Here is a 21,115-nt window from a genome sequence, read left to right as displayed (position 1 = left end):
AATTATTTATATGTATCATAGTCTGCCTGTGCAAGCATTGCCCTGACTTCCGGTATGGAACAGCCCCGGTTTCTCCCGGTCTCAACACTGCAGTCCCTTGGATTAATCCCGATCTCCGCATACAGCTGGTTTACGCCCGCGAGCAGGGCCATCTGCTTCGGCTCATGGACATTCATAGACTGTTTGGGCCTGGTCACCAGCCTTGCCGCAGCGACAATCTTGGTCAGTTCCAGATCTGTAATCTCTCCTTTATCAAAAAGGGGTGTGCCCGGCACGCCGACCCGTTTCATGCAAGCCATAACATTAACGCCGTATTCTCTGGCACGCAGCATTTCATCTGCAATCTGTTCGTATGTATGTTCCGGTCCGATCGGCTCTACACAGTAGATCAGCTCCAGTCCCGCCGCTTTAATGGCATCCAGAGTCGCAATTCTCTGCTCCTTTGGAAGATCCGTATCCTCTCCCTCGTTCATCCTGACAATATGGTAAACGCCTGTGTATCCCACTTCCTTGAGCCGCTTTGCCGTATCCAGTCCAAAGTCGCCAATATTGGCAATAAACATCATCTCCGGTGTCAGCAGTTTTTTCACTTCAACGGAAACTTCCAGAAATCTCTCAACCCCGTAATCCGCCGTGGTCATAAGAAACAGGGCATCCGCCTTCTCCTCCACTGCCCTGGAGGCTTCTGCAAGGATGTCTTCCAACGGCTTTTCAGTTTTTTCCTCTACTACAAAACTATCCCTGGCAAGGGAACAGATCTTGCAATTCCCGGTACATGGCGCACTGTTGAGCCCAATCTGTGCAAATACATATCCCTTTCTTCCATACTCTCTTCTGGAAAGTTCATTCGCCTTAGCCAATAATGCATAAAACTCCGAAGAGTGACTGTCTATACTTAGAAGTTTTACTGCATCCTCCTTTGTCAAATCCTGATTCTCATCCACTTTCCTGAAGATCGCTTCAAGACCGTCAACATTAATAGAAAAAGAAATCATCACTATGCCTCCCATCTGTTCTGAATTCATAGTAAGATTTCTTCTCTTTTATTTCTTGCAATTTCTATAGCTATATTGTGATTTTTTTAAGGTGTTTAAAATTCCTCTATATTCTATCAGACGTACTTATTGTATGAAGTTATCTATTGAGTGGACACACGATATAAATGAATTCTTTTAGTAACAAAAAAGTACGGTTAATTTTGTTGCTGACAGATATACAGTTTCGTGTTGATATATTGTATACTTTTACGTAGATAAGTTAATGTATGTTGTGCAATATTAACACAAACACACCATAAGCAAAAAGATTTATAAAGGAGGAAGAGTATTTATGGAAGCAACAACAAATGACCAGTACTTATGTTTCACCTGCGGCACACCCCCTGAGGAAGTAGAGGACCGTGAAGTAAAAAAGACCACCTGTCCCCGTGCGAGAAAATTATTGCAGGAATTTTACGATGCGAAGATTTCTCTTGACACAACGTTCCCTTACTGGTACACAAGAACCTGGATAAAAGAAGAGGGACAGCATCCGCTGGTCCGCCGCGGACTTGCAATGAAGAGTGCATTCTCCCATCTTGAGGCAGCGATCCGCCCTGATGAAATATTAGTCATGAGCCGTAATAAGTATGTCCGCGGCGCCAGTATCACTCCGTGGACGGCAAACGAATTTCCTCTGAGCGATGAAGAGCGTGCAAAAAAAGACAGCAAGAAGGCTTCAAATAAGGCTCTTGAGGAAATTACGATTCTTGCAACCGGCGGCGGCGTCGTTTCTGAAAGCACTCCGGAGGTTCTCTCTATGGCACGCCGTTATGGTATGCGCGTTGAAGAACATGCGGCTTTGATTGAGATTTGCCGTTACTGGCAGAACAAGTCCGCCGAGGATACCTGCTGGAAGTGGGGTACCCTGCATCCCGAGTATGATACCCTTGTCAATTTCAAGAATGCTGTCCTTATGGCAGCCGATATGGAGTACGGCAACCGTCACGGGCGAAGTGTCACAAACTACCAGATCGTATTTGAAAAAGGCTTCCAGGGTATGATTGACCGTTGTAAAGAGCTGATCGCCGCTAATGTGGCCGATGGTACCGCGGTAGATAAAGTTGCTTATTGGCAGGCTACAATTTATGCAATCGAAGGCGTACAGACCTGGGTTCGCAAGTATTCCGCAGAAGCAACCCGCCTTGCTTCTATCGAAGAGGACGCAGAGCAGAAGGCTGTTTACGAAGCCATGGCAGCGCGCCTTGAATGGATTTCATCGAATCCTCCGCGTGATTTCATGGAAGCCCTTCAGCTCCACTGGACCTGCCAGCTTGAAGTTTATAATGAAATGCAGGGCTCTGGATTTTCTCCCGGACGCCTTGGCCAGGTTCTTTATCCCTACTGGAAAAAGGACATTGATGAAGGCAAAATCACCAGAGAGCAAACTCTTGAGGTTCTCGAATGTATGCGTGTTAAATACACAGAACTTGAGATTGCAACCTGTGCAGGTACCACTGGTATCCTTGCAGGCAACACCTTCAACAACATCTGTCTCGGCGGGGTTAAGCCCGATGGCTCCAGCGCCGAAAATGAACTGGAATACTTATTCATCCAGGCAGCAATTAACTGTCCTACTGTTTCTCCGACTCTGTCGATCATTTATGACGGCAGGCTGTCCAACACTTTCCTGCAAAAGGGGATTGAATGCAACAAGACCGGTTGCGGTATGCCTGCATGGGTAAGCAACCGCGTCGGCATTGAATACTGCATGAAGAACCATGCATGTGAAGGGATTACTCTGGAAGATGCAAGGGCATGGAGTATAGGCGGCTGCCTTGAGATTCAGCCCGGTGCTGTATATGACAACAAGATCGGCGCAGGTTCATACAGTTCTTCAGGCATCAATTTCATTAATGTTCCAAAGGTTCTTGAACTGGTACTTTTTGATGGTGTAGATCCCAGAACAAATGTCCGTGTATTTCCGGCAACCGGTAAAAAATACGAAACATTTGATGAACTTATGGACACTTTTAAGGCATATTTCAAAAAGGTGATCCAGATTTTTGAAGAAACCTATAATATGAAGGTATCCGCAACGTTTGAGCTTGATCAGCCGTTACTTTTCTCTGCACTGTCTGCTGACTGCATTGAAAAGGGCGCCGATATTGACCATGCAGGTTCTCGTTACAACCGCTGCTTCACAACATGGATTACGGGGCAGGTTAACACAGCAAACTCTCTTGCATCTATAAAGAAGAATGTGTTTGACGACCGTGCATTTACACTTGATGAGCTTAAGGATGTCTTACTAAATAACTTTGGATTTATCAGTGCGCTGGATACGGGCAACTTCTCCATGATGGAACAGACTAAGGATGTTTCTAATCCTGACTGGGAAAGAATACACGCTTTGTGTATGCGCGCACCTAAATTCGGAAATGATGACGCTTACGTTGACGATATCTATGTTCAGGTAGCGGACTGCTTCCTGAAATCCGTGGAAGAGATTACCGATGTATTCGGAAACAAGTGGTGTGCATCCATGCTGTCTGTAGGTACCCACGGACCGCTTGGCCAGGCTGATATCGCTTCTGCAGACGGCCGGCTCGCAGGCGTTACTTTGGCAGACGGCGGTCAGTCACCTTACCCCGGCACTGACCAGAATGGACCTTACGCTGTACTTAGTTCTGCTACTGTTATTGACCATACCAATTTCAAGAATACCCAGCTGAATATGAAGCTTCATCCTGCATCTATCAAAGGCAATATGGGTTCCGCGAAGATGCTCGATATGATTCGTTCCTTTATGGATAACGGGGGATTCCATATCCAGTTCAATGTTGTTGATTCCCGTATGCTGAAAGATGCGCAGGACAATCCGAACAACTATCGTGATCTGCTTGTCCGTGTGGCAGGGTTTACGCAGTATTGGTGCGAAGTTTCCAAGCCTATTCAGGATGAACTGATTGCCCGTACAGAATATGAAGAAGTTTAAGGAGGATAATATGATGTGTGATAAATGTAAGGATTGCGCCAATCTGTCTGCCCGTGATGTGTTTAACGGTGTATGCATAATCAGCAAGGAAACAGTTTCTATCGACGCACCTGTTTGTGAAAAATTTTTACGTGCTAATAAGTGCAAATATTGCAGCAAATATATCGTATCTGAGAAGGATCCCAATCTCGGCACCTGCGACGGCGATATGGTTTACCCGGATCTCGGCGGCTGCGAGGATTTTACTCCTGCAGAATAATTGTATACCCAAAGGGCACCCCGTAATACATGCCCTGCGGGCGGGTCTGCAGCAAAGCCGCAGAATAATTGTATAAGTTTCTAACTGTTCGGTACAGGACTGTGCATTCCCTGCACAGTCCGTACGGAAACATCAGATATGCAATAGCAGGCCTCCCTCGCCAAAGACGATTTTCATGGGGTACATTTCCAAAGAGGAACAAAATCAAGTTCACAAAGGCATTTATTTTTTCTTACTTCCGTTTTCTTTAAATAATGATATAATATCTTATATATATCATGTATATCGGTACGTTGAAACAACAATAATCAACAGGCAGTTAATGAGACTGTTTTCTGGATGATTGGTTCGTTTTGAGTACCTAAATATATCAGAAAGAGGAAGTATTATGCCACCAAAAGTAACTGTAAAATTAGTTTTAGAAGAACCAGAGTTGCAGGGAGCCATTGTATTAGCCGGAGAGGCAGGCTTAGATCGCGAAGTGAAGGCGGTGACAGTGGCAGAAATTCTCGATATCGCCTTTTATTTAAAGGGCGGAGATTTTGTACATAGCGTGGCCTCCTTTATGGATGAACACAGTGAGAATCAATTATCCGTTGAGGCCTTGTGCGAATGGACGCAAAATTTAATAGATCACGGCGCCAGCTGCCTTGCTATTAAAACAAAGCGGTATTTAAAAGAAATTCCGGAACCTCTGCTGCAGTTAGGCAATGAAAATGATTTCCCCATCATCGAACTGCCGCCGGGAGATACGCAGAATGATGTAACGCAATGCGTTTTAAGAGTTGTTATGGAGGCGGAAGAACAAGGGAAGAATCGCAGTTTAACGGCTCTTTCTAATCTACATGATGCCGTGGTTAATGGGGCATCCATCGTCGATATATCACGAATATTTGCAGGGTATTTGAACAATCCGGTTTTAATCGAGGATCATGAGTGGCGTTATGTGACGTGTTGCGACAATCAATCCGCCGGAGCTGCCGAAGCCTTGCTTGCCCGCCGCCGGGAAGAAAATCTGCAAGTGATAGTAGATCATATTGTTGGCGAGTCATCCATCCGCACGCAAGTGGTCATGGATAATAGAACGATTTGGCAGGAAACATGGCCAATAATATTCAAAGAAAATGTCATTGGCTATTTCAGTATTTGTGAATATGAGGGGTCAATAACATCCGAAAACCGTCAGCTTGTCGAGCGGTGCCTTGATATTCTGGCTTTGACAATTTATCATCATCAAAGCTATATTGACAGTACTGCATGGCATACCGGAGAAGTTTTTTTACAGGCTCTTTTAGCGGAAAATTATCAAAAAGAAGTTGTCAGCTATTTTGCCCAAATGATGGGCTTCGATGAACAGAAGAATATGTCAGCAATCGTCATCAGTCCGATCAGCAAAGCGCAGAAAGAGCAGTTTAATAGTAAAAATTGGTCTAAATACCACTATTTCACAGAGTATGCAGTTCACAGCATACAGAGTTTCATAGCGCAGAAAAATTTCAAGGTTATTCTGGGTGGTTATTACGGATTCCTTGTAGTATTTGTTGATACCGGATCTAAGGGCATTCGGGACATGAAAAGAATTGGTATGTCAATTTGGGAATCCTTAACTGGCGGAAGAATGAAAATGGACGTTGTAATGGGGATCGGATGCATAGGCAAGGGAATTCCCTCTTACCGTGAAAGCTGTTTGGAAGCTCTTGATGTTGTGCGTTGTATCCGCAGGTTTGGTCTGAAGGAAAATGTGATGTGTTACGATGAACTTGGGCATTATGCTCTGCTGAATTCTATCCTGCGTAAAGATGAGGCCGCACTGCGTTATAGCCAAACGGTGCTTGGCAAATTATATAATGACAAAGATGCGGATGAGTTGGTTAGTACACTTAGTACATACCTGGATAAAAATTGTAGCTATGTAGAAACTAGTCGTGCACTCTTTCTGCACGTTAACACAGTAAAATACCGCATTAAACAAATACAAGAACGGTTGTCAGTAGATCTTTCCACCCAGGACGGTCGATGCAGCATTTGGTTAGCCTTAAGCATTGATCGTTATCTAAAGTGATATTGATCTGCATGGTCTCCGTTCGGGAAGGAATCGTTTAGAAAATGAAACTCAATTCAAATAACGAGGCTGTCATTTTTGATATCCAGGGTTTCTCGGTACATGATGGTCCTGGCGGCCGGACATTAATATTTTTTAAGGGCTGTCCGTTAAAATGCTACTGGTGCTGTAATCCTGAGAGTCAGCAGCTGCAGCCTCAGCTCATGTATCGTGTTAGTAACTGCGTTGACTGCTACGGTTGTGTAGGCAGGAATATCTGCCCGCATCATGCGATTTCCCTGCCAAAACAAAAGGGGGATCATGTCTCATTTGACCGTAATAAATGTGACAGCTGCGAGACAATTGAATGTTCTGAAAATTGTTATCATGAAGCCCTAAAAACGGCCGGTAAAGTATACACGATTGAAGAGATTATGCACAGAATAGAAAGGGAAAGCCGTTTTTGGGGACCGGGAGGCGGTGTGACTTTAGGAGGCGGTGAGGTTGCCGTGCAGTATAAGTTTGCTGCTGAGCTTTTGCGCCGCTGCCATGAGCGTTATATCAATACCGCAACGGAATCCTGCAGCTTTGCACCGTGGCCCCATCTTGAGCAGATTTATGAAAATGTAGACTGGGCATTTACCGACATCAAACATATGGATACCGAAAAGCACAAGGATGCTACAGGGGTTGGCAACGAGTTGATTCTTGAAAATATAGCAAAAATTGCTGAGCTTGGCCACAAGGGGAAACTTCGCCATATCGTGCGAATTCCTATCATTGATGGTTATAATTCTGATGAAGATAATATTGTAAAAACCATTGTTTACATAAAAGAGATCGGAACGAAAGAGGTTAATATTTTACCATTCCATCGATTGGGAGCCTCTAAATATGAGCAGCTTGGCCGTATATATGACTGCCGCGATATGACTGGCTGCTCTGAAGATATTCTGCATCGTATTCAAGCACAGTTCCAGACGGCAGGATTAACCTGTTATGTCGGCAGTGATACACCCTTCTGAGCTGTACAGCAGTGCATTCATCCTTCCGTAATAAGTGCCTGATATCTGCATCAGAGTTGTGCCTGCTTTCGCGACGGCGTAGTGGTTCCTGCGTCTAGCGAAAGCAGTTACAGCTATGGCGTAGAAAGCAGGTGCTAATTGCTTATTGCTGATTTATGAGTGCAATGCTGTACGAGTATTCTGCTCTATTTTTTCTAGATTTGTCCGATATGATTTTGGAGTGATTCCAAAAACCTCCTTGAATTTTCTTGTAAAATGACTTGAATCATAAAATCCAACTTCACATCCAATCTCTGTAATACTCATCGTACTTGTTTCTAAGAGATTCTTTGCATGAGATAATTTAACTTCGTTCAACAATGTTGTAAATTTTTTCCCTGTGTATTTCTTAAGCATCTGTCCAAGATACGTTTCATTGTATCCAAAAAATTCCGCTGTTTTGTGTAGTGTAATGTGATTATAATTAACTGAAATGTATCCTACAACCGAAACGATATTATTCTCAGGTGAAGAGTTTATAGGATTTGAAACAATTGCCATCAATTCATAACGACGAATCAAATGAATGAATAGTTGTTTTACATATAGTATCTCAATTTCATTGAACAAGTAATCTTTATGAATGCTCTCACGATACATTGTCATCACCGTCTGATGCAGCCATGGATCATTTGCTGTCGGAAATATGATATAGGGTGTTACCCGCCGATTATACAATACATTTTCAAAAAAGTCTGAAAGCAATTGTTCTCCTTTTAGAATATTCAGGAAAGATGTGTTAAACATCTTTTTACTCATCATGATATTAATAATAACAGCTTCATCATCAACCGCAGAGATTGCATGCATGGCATTCGGAGCCAAAATGCACACATCTCCTTCTTTCATCTCAAATGATTGGTCTTCTACAAAATGCGTACAATTCCCACTATACACATAAATCAATTCAATATATTCATGATTATGCAGCAATGGAAAACTATATCTGCCATGAAGCGAGAGTTCAATATACTCACCATCTATATTCACATCTTTAATCGTATTTCCCATTGTATCGTTTAAAATCCCCTCATGATGTATCTCAATTTCAGAATAATACTCTTTGAACTTTCTTTTCTTTGAAATAATTTCCTTATACATACGATTTGTCATGGGTTTATTCAGATACATCTGACCACCATTTTCATACTCCGCTTTAAAAATTTTTTCCAAATTACTTAGTTCAAATAATTTATCCATTCCATCATCCTCATCAAAAAACTATTTGTATTCTACAACTACTCTGCCAAACATTCCCGATGGTTCCATAATCTCTCGCTCCGGACCAAATGGACCCGGGAATTTTAGTGTATCTCTCGCAGGTGTATTTACAACTTCCACCTCAAGTTTATTGTTTCCTTCTATGCACCAATCTGATATATCCCATGCATATGGGGGCGTCATTTTCTTGCCTGCACTCTGTCCATTTATAAACACTTCGGCTGCCTCATATACAAATTCTGGCTTTACTATAACACAACTTGCCCTTGGAAGCACGATTTCTTTTTCATACTTCATAATTCCAGAAAACTCTGGTGCAATTTCAGATACAGGAATCAGTTCTCCCATCATCTCTGTTTCACCGAAGTTTGGATACTCTATTGCTTTTACTTTTGAGAATTTCCAATTTGCAGAAATGTCCATCTGATTACCAGTAAATTTTTCCCGCTCTTCTTCCAGATCAACTTTATCATATCCAAAGCAAACAATAAGACTCTCATATGGTGCCAATTCAACATTAATTGCGACTTTACCATTATTAGCATCCTGTGAAATCTTACAAAATACATCTCTCATCGCATCATAAGAAACAGCCTCTTCTTTTTCTGCAAATACTGCTTTTGTACTTATCTGTTCTGATAAAGAAGTGTTAAATAGTAAATAAATTTGTTTTCCATCTTTTTCATAATGGTATGTCAGAAGTGATTTACATTTCGGTTCAAATGTAACCCCTGCCGCACTAACCATTTTCACTTCGTCTGCAATATCTTCAAGCGCAGCCACCTTACATCCGGACATTTTCTGTAAATACATTTCCTGTATCTTAGAATTCACACCAGCCACTCTTTCAGGCATTGCATTGATAAAGAACACTGGAAGTCCGCTTTCTATCCCTTCTATCACAATTTTCGCCTGCACTTCATCAATCATCTTTGTCTCCGGTAGAATAAGTGCATACATTGTTCTTTCATTTACAATTAATTTTCTATCTCGAATCTTTGTTCCATAATAATCACGTTTCACAAAGATATCTTCTGAAAGAACTTCGTATTCTACCTGATTTTCCTGCAAAACTCTTCCTGGGACTTCCATCTGCATGCAATCGTTCATCCAGTCATTTTCTGCCGGATACAAAAGTGCAGCCTGCGGAACATTCTTTCCTCCATTTAAAAGATCACACATACGGTTTGTATATTTCATCAACTCTGCAAAGAATGGGAATTCAGGATTGTTTCCTCTTGCATAGAAATGTGGCGGACAATCCATATCTGGATAATCTGCCATTGAAAATGCGTGCGGCACAAAATGATTCACTCCCTGAGCTAACAAGAAATCCGCAACCCATTTCATGCTCTTTACCCCAAAATTCCATCCATACGCACCAAAAGCTTCACACATGAGACGCCCCTTTTTCTTTGGATCTGTTTGTGCATCAGACGCTCCGAGTTTTGCTAATCCAAAATGATGAAAGATTCCATTTCCAATATAAGCTATACCATGGCGTGAAGCATATGAATTTCCAGGAATAATCTGTCCGCCGATTGTATCAATACCAGCCATATGCTGACCTGACATTGCCCGAAAATAATGTCCTGCGCCACATCCTAATCTGTTATGTTCGCCGTTATCTTCAATAACATGTCCAATATATTCAACGCCATGATCTTCACACCATTTTCCAAGCTGCTGTGAAAAATTCTTTGCATACATCTTACTTACAAGATCCATATAAATTTTTCTTACATAAGCAGATTTATTTTCATTCTCTGCATTCATCCATAAATAAACAAGTGATGTTTTCCAATCTTTATACTCAGAGCAATCCATAACTTCCTGCATCTCATCTGACCAGGGAAGTGCCATTTTTTTTCTTCCAATCGAATCATCCATGTCAAATCCTTCTACATTATAAAAACCTGGTTCATCCGAGAAAAATCCCGCAATTGTCTTACCGAATTCATCTTTGTAATGTTCAAAATGGGGCTCATAAATTGCTTCAATCAATGTATGTACCGATTTTTCATCTACATAGTTAATGTATTCATTACGCGCACCAAAATCATAAGTGGTAAATGAAATGCAGATACGCCATACACCTGGCGGAACATCCCATTTCAATGTGCCTTTTTCCACATAAGGAGTCAAATCAATCACTTCATTTTCAAGTGTATCACCTTCTATAATTTTCACTGCAGCCACACTAAGCAGTTCCTGTTTGTCAATCAAAGGCTTTTCAATTTTTTTTCCGAAATCTAACCAGGTAAACCGCTTTGTCATCATCAGCTTTACATCTAATGCAGCATTCTTTACCGGTCCCACGCAGTCTGTGTGCTGCATCATAATATATTTACGTGCAAGTTCCGGATATTTTTCCGGAATCATTCCATTGGCCTGTCCTGTCGGGAAATGTGCATCGTCTAAAATCCATATTTTCATACTATATTTCTTAGCTTCTTCCATCACAATATCAAAATCTTTCCACCATCCATCTCCAATAAAATCTGGATGCGGTCTTGATTCTAAGCAAATTGCACGAATTCCGCACTCATATATTTTTTTAATCTCTGTTCGAAGCACGTCCTCATTCTGATTACGCATCCACAAAAATGGGAAGATGTAATTGTTCTTCATTTTAAATCTCCTTTTTCTCATAAAGCGGACCCCTGTAAAAAAGGTCCGCTTCGCATTTTACTATACCTTATTTCGCAGTTTACTGCGAATCCGCCCGCAGGGCATGTGTTACGGTGTGCCCTTGGGTATACTCTTTTTAGGATTTTGCTTATTTATTTTTCCATCCTTTTGCAAATGAAAGGTCTGAAGTTGCCGCTGTCTTACCATGATCCAAATCTTCACGAATTGCAGATACACGATCTTCTGTCAGTTTGTAGAAGAACAATGGAATCAATGAAATAATTCCACAGATTGCCGGAATCATATTAACTACAAAATTAATACCGCTAATCGTACTTGCAGTCTGTTCTGCATTTGCTACATATCCGACTGCTGCAAGCATCTGGACTCCAAGAACGCCGCAAACAGCAGTAGACGCTTTTACTGCAAGCGAAAGGAATGACGTTGCAAGACCTTCTTGACGAGTTCCAACTTTCCATGCTCCATATTCAATACTGTCAGATACAAAACCATAGCTTAATGCTCCGGATGAATTACATAATCCGCTGAAGAAACTGAACACTAATAATACCGGAATGTTATTGCCTGCAAAGAAGTAAATGCCGACGAATGAACCAACCATAATAAAGGTAAGAACATACATATAGTTTCTTTTACCAATTTTTTTGGTCATAAATGGAATTAATGCGGTACCTACAAGCTGTGCAATCGTCATTACAGTAAATACAAGTGATACTGCAGTATATGATCCAACTACATAGATTACATAGTAAGCCATCAAACTCATACGAGCAGTTACACAAATTGCTCCAAGGAATGTCATAATTACAATACTAAGAAGCTGATCATTTTTGCACAGTTCTTTTAAGTTACCAATAAAGCCTCTCTTAGGCTGGGCTCCCTCTGCCGCTTCCGAATGAAGTACTTTTGTATATTTTTCTTTACAGATGAATGCTTCAATAAGGAAACAAGGAATCATTACAATAGATAATACAATCGCTGCTCCGAGGTACCCTTTTGCATTTGCTGAATCACTTTTTCCGAAGAAAAGAATCATTGGCATTACAACTGCGGAAAGAACGATACTGATAATAGAGGAGCCAATTCCACGAGCTGTAGAAAGATTCATACGTACCTGTGAGTCAATCGCGATTACGTTTACAAGTGCTGCATGTGCTGTAACAATTACTGTGTAAACCATACCGGTTCCGATATAAGTTACCAGACAAAGAACGATCTTCAAAGTACCTGTCACAGGGAATACTGTAAATGTTAAAATGTTAAAGATCGCTAAAAATGGCGGGGCAAACATTAAGTAAGGTCTGAATCTTCCCCATCTTGTATTTGTCTTATCTGCAATATTACCCATGATTGGGTCATTCACTGCATCCCACACTCTGGCTATTAACATGATCAGAGAAATTGCTGATGCTGAAAGACCTACTGCATCTGTGTAGAAAATTGTCAAATATGTATTAATCATATACCAACTGATCTGGTTGGCAACTTCACCCATTCCATATCCAAAGGCCAGCTTTGGACTGGTTTTTTCATTTTTTGCTATACTGCTCATTTCTTCCTCCTCTTATTCTTTTGAAATTTCAAGTAGCAAACCTGTCTCCTTCAACATATCTGCATACCCTACAATTGGTTTCCCGTCTTGCCATTTCATCTCTAAGTATGGATCTCTTCCTGAAATTCTTTTTGCCATAGCCATCACATCATCATAGTTCTCTTTTGTTTCTAACTTTACATGATGCAGACTTGGTCCATGTTCCTTCAGCCAATCATGATACACACTCGGTCCGTTTGGAGCGATTAATTCCAATTCATATCCATTCCCTTTATAAATTGCACTGGCAAAATCAACTCCCACTGTTCCATTCACAATCTTATCTGCGAAGAAATCAGCATGATCACTGACTTCCCATGGTGTAATCCCGAATTCTTCTTCATAGATTTCCACAGCCTTATATACATCTTCCACCACAATGCCAAGATGAATCACTTTTCCGAACTTTGCCTCCACCCAATGTTCCCTCCTTCTAGACCTTATTCCGCAGCTTAGCTGCGGACCCGCCCGCAGGGCATGTGTTACGGGGTGCCCTTTGGGTATACCTTATTCCGCAGCTTAGCTGCAGATCCGCCCGCAGGGCATGTGTTACGGGGTGCCCTTTGGGTATATAAGTTTTTCATTGCATAAGAAAAGTATATAGAAGAAGCATCTGAAATAATTGGATATTTCCTGATTCCTAATTGTACAAAAATAAGTTTATTCTTTGTATAATATCAAGTGCCTGCATTGTTTTCATAAAAAAATTGTATATTATTCGTAATCAATAACGACCTTGACAGCTCCTGATTTTGGATTTGCTGCAAACTCAAATGCTTCCACCGCTTCATCTATTGAAAAATGATGTGTTACGATTTCAGGTGTACATGTACGCTTTCCGTTGATATTCTGGAACGCTTCAATAACATCCGATTCTTCATATCCGCAAGATCCTTGAATGGTCATCTGCCCTGACATCATATCCGCAATATTGAAATCAATGGATTTTTTGTAAACAGCCACAATGGATAACCTTGCATGTTCTTTCGCAGCTTCAATAACCTGTCCCACTATTGGAGTTGCTCCGGCACAATCGATAAAGGCATCCACATCTGCTTTTTTCATTCCAAATGGATTAGACACATATCCAAAATGTCCTTCCAGAAACCCTTTTAGATCACCATTTTTCGGTGAAAAAGGAGTCCCTCCCATCTTCTTTGCCAAATCCAAACGCTGCTCATTCATCTCTACTACAACCGGTTCTTTACAGCCGACAGCAAGCACTGCATTCAGTGTGCAAAGACCAATTGTCCCAGCCCCAAAAATCACAACCTTTTCGTGCGGTTTTACATTAATACAATTCTTACCATGCGTACCAACAGCTAACGGCTCAATGACTACCGCTTCATCAAATGTTACGTCATCAGATAATTGAAGAAGATTTTTGCCATAAGCTGCATCTTCAACAAGAACATACTCCGAAAATGCCCCCGCAACATCACACCCCATCATTCCATTACGTTTGCAGACAGTTGGATTGATAAATACACGATCACCAACATTTACATCTTTTACATCTGCTCCAACAGTTTCCACTACTCCTGCCATCTCATGCCCAAACTGTCCATCATGTCCAAACTGCCCTTTCATTGGAATTCCAACTTTCATTCCATCTAAAAGATATGCTGTAAGGTCTGAGCCACAGATGCCGGCACGTTTCACTTTAACGATTACATCCGTACTCGCAGCTGCTGGTTTTTCAATTTCTTCTAATTTAATATTCTTTGGTCCATAATATATTAATGCTTTCATTATTCTGTAACTTCTCCTTTCATATCGTATGGAAGCGCTGGCTTTCCTGGTTGGAGTGTACTGTAGCATTCAACGATTAATCCCAGCTCATCTCTCAAATCGAGATATGAGAAATCCATAAGTCCATGAATTCCCTGACCTCTTACCCAAGGTTCCTTTCCTGTTTCTTTTTTCGTATCTTCCAATAATGTCTCGTATTCTTTTTCTGTATCAAAAGCAACATGATGGATTCCTGGTCCATGCTCATCCAACCATCTTTTGTATACTGTATCTGCTATAGGTTCAATTAATTCAAATTCAAATCCATAACATGTCATCATTGCTGTTTTCATAACCGGCCCTTTTTCTGAAATTGCTTCCCCATTAAATGTTAAATCTTCAAATGGCGGCTGATCATTTCTCATAACCGTGATATCCCATGGTCCCATTCCCATAGCCTCATACTTTTTCACTGCCTCGTCTATATCTCTTACTATAATTCCAATCTGCATCAAACGTTTAAATTCCGGTTTCATATTTATCCTCACTTTCTTTGGCTCAAATTCGCTAACCCTTTGCCTGCTTTGACAAGCTATGCTTCCATGCTATGATTCTGTATCTATATGATAGGCGCCGCATCCATAAATACCTTTATGCCGCCCAATCTCTACTTCCGCAGTTGTATTTGGCGGAATTACCACATCAAGAGTATATCCGCCTTCCTTCTTCTTCCAATGCACCTCTACTTTCCCCCAGATACTTTCAAAATATCCTTTTGCATAGGATAAACCACACGTGACATCCGGCTTTATTTTCATTCTTTTAAATCCCGGATTCTCTGCCTGAATACCAAGAATAGTACGGTATAAATATTCCCCCACACAACCAAATGCAAAATGATTCATGGAACAATCCCCTGGTGTTCCATCCTCAGCATATCCATTCCAATACTCCCACATAGTCGTTGCACCCATTTTTACTTCATAAAGCCAGGATGGGCATTGATCCCTCATAAGCAGCAGATTAGCGATATCACTTCTCCCCATTTTCTGCAATACCGGGAGTAAATAAGCCACGGACAAGAATCCTGTATCAAGCAAATCATTATTATTATGAATTAACTGAATCAAATGTTCCAATGCTTTTCCACGCAGCTTTTCCGGAAGTGCATCTGTCCAAAGTGCAAGTACATAAACCCCCTGATAATCCTTCGTAATCAATCCATCTTCATTTACATATTCAACGTTAAATGCATACTTAACATTTTCATTTAACTCCTGATAATGTTTCGCCTCTTCCTCTTTTCCAAGCACGGAACAGATTTCACTCATCAGCTGCGTTGTCAATGCAAACATAAGCGTTGCCATTACATATCCTGTCTGCTGTACTACTTCGAAAATTGATCGTCCAGACATTTGAATTGAAGGCATTAACCAATCTCCATACTGAAATCCTGTATTCCATAAGTATTTCTGTACAGCCTGCCTTTGCGGTGTTAATTCCTCAAAATTGTCAGGAATTTCTGCAACGCAGTTTTCTGTGGATTTCATATACCGGCTCATTAACTCATAGTTTTCTTCCAAAATCCGAATATCTCCATATGCCTGATAGAGTCTCCACGGAACAATCACTGCCGCATCTGACCATCCGGCAGCAGACACGCCTTTGATACCTGCCGGTTTCATAATATCATGTGATGGCATACAAGGAACAATATGGGGGACCTGTCCATCCTCAAGCTGTTCATTTTGTACATCTCTCATCCAGTGCCTTAAGAATTGCTCTACATCTGCTTCGTAACAAGCAGTTGGTGCATACACCTGCATATCACCTGTCCAACCCACTCTTTCTCTCTGCGGACAATCCGTTGGAATACTAATCATGTTTCCCTGCTGAGAACGATAAATATTTTCCTGTAAGGTATTTAGACGTTCATCTGAACATGTAAAATCAGCTGTTTTTCTCATTGGCGTTTCAATCACATGAATCTGATAATGTTTCGGATGCCTGTCATCGGTACCATTTACTCTCACGTAACGGAATCCATGGTATGTAAATTGTGGTTTCCATTTTGCAATCCCATTTCTATCCGCCTTATAATAATCTGCCTGATCTTTGTTCTGACCTATAATGTTCTGAAGGTAATTCCCGTCTTTATCAACTGTTTCCGAGTGCTCAAAAGAAATAATCTGTCCCTTTTGAAGTTGTAATTCAAAAGATATGTATCCAACGATATTCTCACCCGCATCTAATAATATTTCATTTTTTTCTGTTCTTATTACTTTTGGCTCAATCGTCCTGGTTTCTTTAATATCTGGAATTGACTGCAGTTCAAGCTCTTGATAGCCATATTTTCTAATATTAACCGGATACCATTCTGAATCATCAAAGCCGCTGTGTTTCCAGCCAATCAGTTCCATACCTGCATCATAATATTCCCCAATATAAAGATCTGCATAACGTAATGCACCATAACTCCATTTCATTGATTCATCTGAATAATATACCAATTTATTTTTTTCTTTGTCTTTGCATATCAATTGCCAAAGAACTGCATTTTCCTCTCCGAATTGTCTGCCAATTCCAACTGCGCCGATTTTCCCGGTGTACCATCCGTCTGCAAGTGCAATCGCAATGACATTTTCTCCTGTTTTTAATACTTTCGTTACATCATAGCATTGATAATCTATATGCTTGTTATAAGATGTATTCCCAGGAGCAAACAGATTCGAAACTCTTACACCATTGACCCAAATGTGATAAATACCACGTGCAGTCGCATATATAACTCCATACTCTGGTATTTTATCTAAGTTGAAACACTTTCTCATGTAAACAACCGGATCCAAACGTTCCAGTGCATCCCCTACTCTTTCTCCCCGGCCTACTGGTTCTACTGGTTCTGTGCTGTCCATCATTGGTTTTCTGGTTCGATTTGGTTCTATCCATTCAGCCTCCCAGCCATCAATTCCAGAATAAAAGGTCTTACCTTCTATCCTGTCTGCGCTTCCGTCTGTACCCCAGCATTCTACGCTCCAATTGTATTTTTCTTCTTTTTCTAATTGTACGGTACAGGGAACATTGTGCCGATTTTCACTTTCCACTTTTCCGCTGTTCCATACAATCTCTCTCATACGGTTTTGTATCTGAACACAATATGCCGCTTGATCTGTATCTCCACTTATTTTCCATGAAAACTCGTTATTTTCGCTGTATGAGTGATGACAATCAATAATCTTAATCATGCATTTTCTCCTTTACATTCTTAATTTATGATTTCATTATAAAGAAAGATACATCTGTAAAATTGTATATATGTCCGTTTTTACTTGCATATATCTAAGTTTTTTATATGTTTTTCTCATTCTGTGAATATACAGTGTCTGCTATGAAATTTTACTTAATCTTTTTCGATTACTTTACTCTAACCATCCTTTATTAGAAGGATTTTGTCGTCCATCCCATCAGAGCCGTCCGAAAACTATATTTTATTACATAAAATTAGCTCCTTTTCTTTCCATGTGCCATTCTGAACTGAATAAAACACACATTGAAGAAAAGGAGCTTATGCTACTGTCATCTATTAATATTATCGTTCTGCAAATCGGAAATGAGCATTTCATTTATTTTTTCCATACCCTTTCTATGTTTTCTTTTTCTTTATCAATAAACGAATTATATAAATTGATATTTAATACATTACATAAAGACATTAGTACTATAAATACATCCGCCACTTCACTTTCAATAGAACTATAATTTTCTATTTTATCATAATCAATAGAAATCCTAGTTTCTGCTTTACGTATTGCTTTTGCCAATTCTCCTATTTCTTCCGTCAACAAAAGCATCTTATCTTGAGCACTTTGAATATTAAAACCTCGTATTTCTAAAATGTTTTCTGTATACTTTTGAATATCATTTAGACTTTGTGACTTGCAAATTTCGTCAAATAGTTTCTTTTGCTTATTATTCACTTTATCTCCTCCTCATTTGTTTTTTGGGTTATAATTCTCTAACTTGATAAACCATATCATTGGTTGTGAATTTAGATTTACGTATCTTTACAAAACCAAGCATACAGGACCTGCATCATAGTAAATTCCCCGCCTAGCCCCTTTCAAATAGAAACTTTTCATAGCTTCCTCTTACTGCTTTTCTATATTTATTGTAAACACAACTCGTTCAATTAGGGGAACATATTTATAGTTCTTGGCGGATTATTTATTATGCTAGAGGTTGTTATGAAAATCGCTTTTATGACACGCCTTAATCAAAGGCACCACAGCCATAGGCGGGCCATATATATAGCCCCATAGATGCTGCACAGTCATAATGAATATTAAAAATGAAGGGCATTCCTGCCCTCCATAACTACATTTCACTATTATAAAACTTTTTCCAGTTTTGCACTGTATTCGCGTTCTACCTTCTTTAGCAGCTCGCTATCCTTCTGTACTGCTTCTATTGCATTGCACGGAATACGTTAGATTCCGGGAGCCCTCGCACTTTCTTTTGAACATTCCAATGGTTGTTTTCTTTTTTGAATAAGACATTGCATACTTTGAATAGCGTCTAGTTCTCCTTTACACAAAATATGTGTCATCAGCGATAAGTCCTTGTTTTTTTCGAATTGCCGAAATGCCTGACGGTATTTTCCTTTCGGTTCAATTATAATAGGAAGGAATCCGTAATTTATTAATTGCTGATTCAAAACCATTCGGCCTACTCTGCCGTTACCATCCCTAAAAGGATGGATCTGCTCAAATTGAATATGCTGCAAAGCAGTCTGTTCCATAACGTCTTGAACTGTTCTGCCTTTATTCTGCATTTCTGCCAAAAACTGTTCCATTAATCCGGCAACTGCTTCCGCATCTGGTGGATAAAATACCGCCTCAACCAAGGTTCCAATATAGACCTGGTTTGTCCTGTAATCACTTTCTATTCCGCGCAGGATCCCATTTGCATTTTTCAGCCAGTCTGCTGTGATGTCTCGTTTTTGAAACGGAATCATCATCGTGCTGATTGCCCGATATAAATTCTTGGTATCTTGATATTCTGTGTAGGTGTGACCACTGCGCACCTCATCATATTCAATGACAGATACCGTCTCTTCTAAATCTAAAGTATTTCCTTCAATCGCATTGCTGCTCCAGCAGAAACGAAGAGCAAAATCTTTTGTAAACGGCTCTTTAATTAGCGTATCTTCTCTCTCCTGTCCAATCGTTCTCAGACCGCTTTCAATTTCTAAAAACTGCTCTGCGTTATCTATGATTGACATTATTTTCTCCTCCGCTCTTTCCCTTTTCATAAGGCTCTTCATAGATGTATCATACTACAAGAAGCGCCTTGTTACAATACATATTGATTGTATTTTGTTAATTGACGCTTGTGTTTCCATAGCGGTAATTTTTCCCTTATTTACCTATTTTTCCAACAGCAGCCAATTCGCCCGAAACGGCCGCATCAGATTCCAGTACCCCACCCCCAGCAGTTCATATTCCCGTGCCAGGTTCAGCTTTGCCTCGATGCTCCGCACATCCTCAAACCAGACTTCATGTGCAATCCCGTTCCTTGTATAGTTAAAGTGAGGGCTTTGTGCAAGATCATCGTATTGTATAGATACCCCGTTTTCTGCCGCAATGTGCACAGCCTCCACATTGCCGATCAGCCTTGCCTTGGTGATCCCTCTTTCATAGGGCAGCGCCCAGTCATAAGCATAGTTAGGAATCCCCATCAGTATCTTCTCCTTCGGTATCTGTGTCAGCGCATACTCCACCACCTGCCGCACCTTATTCAAAGGCGCCACAGCCATCGGCGGTCCGTATGTATAGCCCCACTCATATGTCATTAGAAAAACATTGTCCGCATTCGCACCCAGAAGTGCATAGTCCATGCCCTCATATAAAAGGCCCGGCTGATCGGTGGAAGTCTTGGGCGCCAGCGCAACAGATGTCTTATATCCCTGTGCATTCATAACTTCCCGTACTCTGCCAACAAACTCCGCATATGCAACCCTGTTTTCCGGCAGGATATACTCAAAATCAATATCCACTCCTGAATATCCCCTGTCCTGTACGGTGTACAGCAGGTTGTCTATTACCCGCTGTTGGATTACTTCATTTTCCACCAGCACTTTCACCAGCTGGTTATTAAAAGCCCCTCCCGAAAACGGTGTCAGTACCAGCAGCGGCTCAATCCCTGCCTCCCAGGCCGCCTCAATCATCCAGAGATCGTCCTGGGGAGGCGGCACAAGTTCTCCCTCAAATGTAAAACCATATGAAAAGACCAATAATTCATTCAGGGCCGGGAACGCCTGTTCCAAAATATACGGCTCCACAAATGGATATGCATATCCCGTGACTAACATATCTCCACGCATACTCGCAGACTCTTCCGGCTGCAGGATAAGGAGTGCCTGCCCGATCACCAGCTGATCCTGGCTCGCCAGCTGATTGTCATATACCATTTTCCAGACGGGCACACCCGTCTGCGCTGAAATGGAAAACAAAGTGTCTCCCTGTTTCACAACATAAATCACAAAATCACCCCCTATGCAATAACATATGAGAGTGATTTTT

Annotated in this window: 15 protein-coding genes; 4 read left to right on the top strand and 11 right to left on the bottom strand. The window is 40.9% G+C overall.

Annotated elements, in window-relative coordinates:
- Positions 1-2: 2 nt before the first annotated feature.
- Positions 3-1,025 carry a biotin synthase BioB gene (locus BN1938_RS06440; protein WP_242843815.1) on the bottom strand — a complete coding sequence of 341 codons (1,023 nt, stop codon included), beginning with the start codon at positions 1,023-1,025 and terminating at the stop codon, positions 3-5.
- Positions 1,026-1,329: 304 nt separating this feature from the next.
- On the opposite strand from BN1938_RS06440, the gene BN1938_RS06435 reads away from it, so the two are divergent.
- The 4 genes from BN1938_RS06435 to BN1938_RS06420 all read left to right on the top strand — a co-directional run bounded on the left by BN1938_RS06435 (position 1,330) and on the right by BN1938_RS06420 (position 7,300).
- Complete coding sequence (locus BN1938_RS06435) at positions 1,330-3,975, top strand: pyruvate formate lyase family protein (protein ID WP_050639810.1); 2,646 nt, start codon at positions 1,330-1,332, stop codon at positions 3,973-3,975.
- 10 nt (positions 3,976-3,985) lie between these two features.
- Complete coding sequence (locus tag BN1938_RS06430) at positions 3,986-4,234, top strand: hypothetical protein (protein ID WP_148487139.1); 249 nt, start codon at positions 3,986-3,988, stop codon at positions 4,232-4,234.
- Positions 4,235-4,622: 388 nt separating this feature from the next.
- Entirely contained in the window at positions 4,623-6,296 is a 1,674-nt protein-coding gene (locus BN1938_RS06425; RefSeq protein ID WP_050639808.1) for a PucR family transcriptional regulator, read from the top strand.
- Between the two features lie 44 nt (positions 6,297-6,340).
- Positions 6,341-7,300, top strand: a complete 960-nt coding sequence (locus BN1938_RS06420; RefSeq protein ID WP_050639807.1) for a glycyl-radical enzyme activating protein — start codon at positions 6,341-6,343, stop codon at positions 7,298-7,300.
- 153 nt (positions 7,301-7,453) lie between these two features.
- Here the strand turns inward: BN1938_RS06420 and BN1938_RS06415 are convergent, their stop codons facing one another.
- The 10 genes from BN1938_RS06415 to BN1938_RS06370 form a co-directional block, all read right to left on the bottom strand.
- On the bottom strand, positions 7,454-8,539 hold the full coding sequence (locus BN1938_RS06415; protein ID WP_050639806.1) for an AraC family transcriptional regulator: 1,086 nt from the start codon (positions 8,537-8,539) through the stop codon (positions 7,454-7,456).
- A 21-nt stretch (positions 8,540-8,560) separates the two neighbouring features.
- Positions 8,561-11,191, bottom strand: coding sequence for a glycosyl hydrolase family 2 protein (locus BN1938_RS06410; RefSeq protein ID WP_050639805.1), 2,631 nt, complete (start codon positions 11,189-11,191; stop codon positions 8,561-8,563).
- A 148-nt stretch (positions 11,192-11,339) separates the two neighbouring features.
- Positions 11,340-12,764 (bottom strand): MFS transporter, encoded by a 1,425-nt coding sequence (locus tag BN1938_RS06405; RefSeq protein ID WP_050639804.1) that lies wholly within the window; start codon positions 12,762-12,764, stop codon positions 11,340-11,342.
- Positions 12,765-12,776: 12 nt separating this feature from the next.
- On the bottom strand, positions 12,777-13,220 hold the full coding sequence (locus tag BN1938_RS06400; protein WP_050639803.1) for a VOC family protein: 444 nt from the start codon (positions 13,218-13,220) through the stop codon (positions 12,777-12,779).
- A 297-nt stretch (positions 13,221-13,517) separates the two neighbouring features.
- Positions 13,518-14,555 carry a zinc-dependent alcohol dehydrogenase gene (locus BN1938_RS06395; protein ID WP_050639802.1) on the bottom strand — a complete coding sequence of 346 codons (1,038 nt, stop codon included), beginning with the start codon at positions 14,553-14,555 and terminating at the stop codon, positions 13,518-13,520.
- Positions 14,555-15,070, bottom strand: coding sequence for a VOC family protein (locus BN1938_RS06390; RefSeq protein WP_050639801.1), 516 nt, complete (start codon positions 15,068-15,070; stop codon positions 14,555-14,557). Before BN1938_RS06390 ends, BN1938_RS06395 begins: the two co-directional genes overlap by 1 nt.
- A gap of 69 nt (positions 15,071-15,139) precedes the next feature.
- The gene (locus BN1938_RS06385; protein ID WP_050639800.1) at positions 15,140-17,779 is read right to left on the bottom strand and encodes a family 78 glycoside hydrolase catalytic domain; all 2,640 of its coding nucleotides are present in this window, start codon (positions 17,777-17,779) and stop codon (positions 15,140-15,142) included.
- Between the two features lie 378 nt (positions 17,780-18,157).
- On the bottom strand, positions 18,158-18,511 hold the full coding sequence (locus tag BN1938_RS06380) for a MazG nucleotide pyrophosphohydrolase domain-containing protein (RefSeq protein WP_050639799.1): 354 nt from the start codon (positions 18,509-18,511) through the stop codon (positions 18,158-18,160).
- A gap of 509 nt (positions 18,512-19,020) precedes the next feature.
- On the bottom strand, positions 19,021-19,815 hold the full coding sequence (locus tag BN1938_RS06375) for a Fic family protein (RefSeq protein WP_050639798.1): 795 nt from the start codon (positions 19,813-19,815) through the stop codon (positions 19,021-19,023).
- A gap of 144 nt (positions 19,816-19,959) precedes the next feature.
- Positions 19,960-21,075, bottom strand: a complete 1,116-nt coding sequence (locus tag BN1938_RS06370; protein ID WP_050639797.1) for a glycosyl hydrolase family 18 protein — start codon at positions 21,073-21,075, stop codon at positions 19,960-19,962.
- Positions 21,076-21,115: the final 40 nt, after the last annotated feature.

The organism is Eubacterium sp. SB2 (assembly GCF_001244405.1).
In the GTDB taxonomy this organism is placed as follows: domain Bacteria; phylum Bacillota; class Clostridia; order Lachnospirales; family Lachnospiraceae; genus Faecalicatena; species Faecalicatena contortus_B.
The sequence above is the reverse complement of the archived record's forward strand: the minus strand, read 5'-3'. Positions and strand labels throughout refer to the sequence as shown.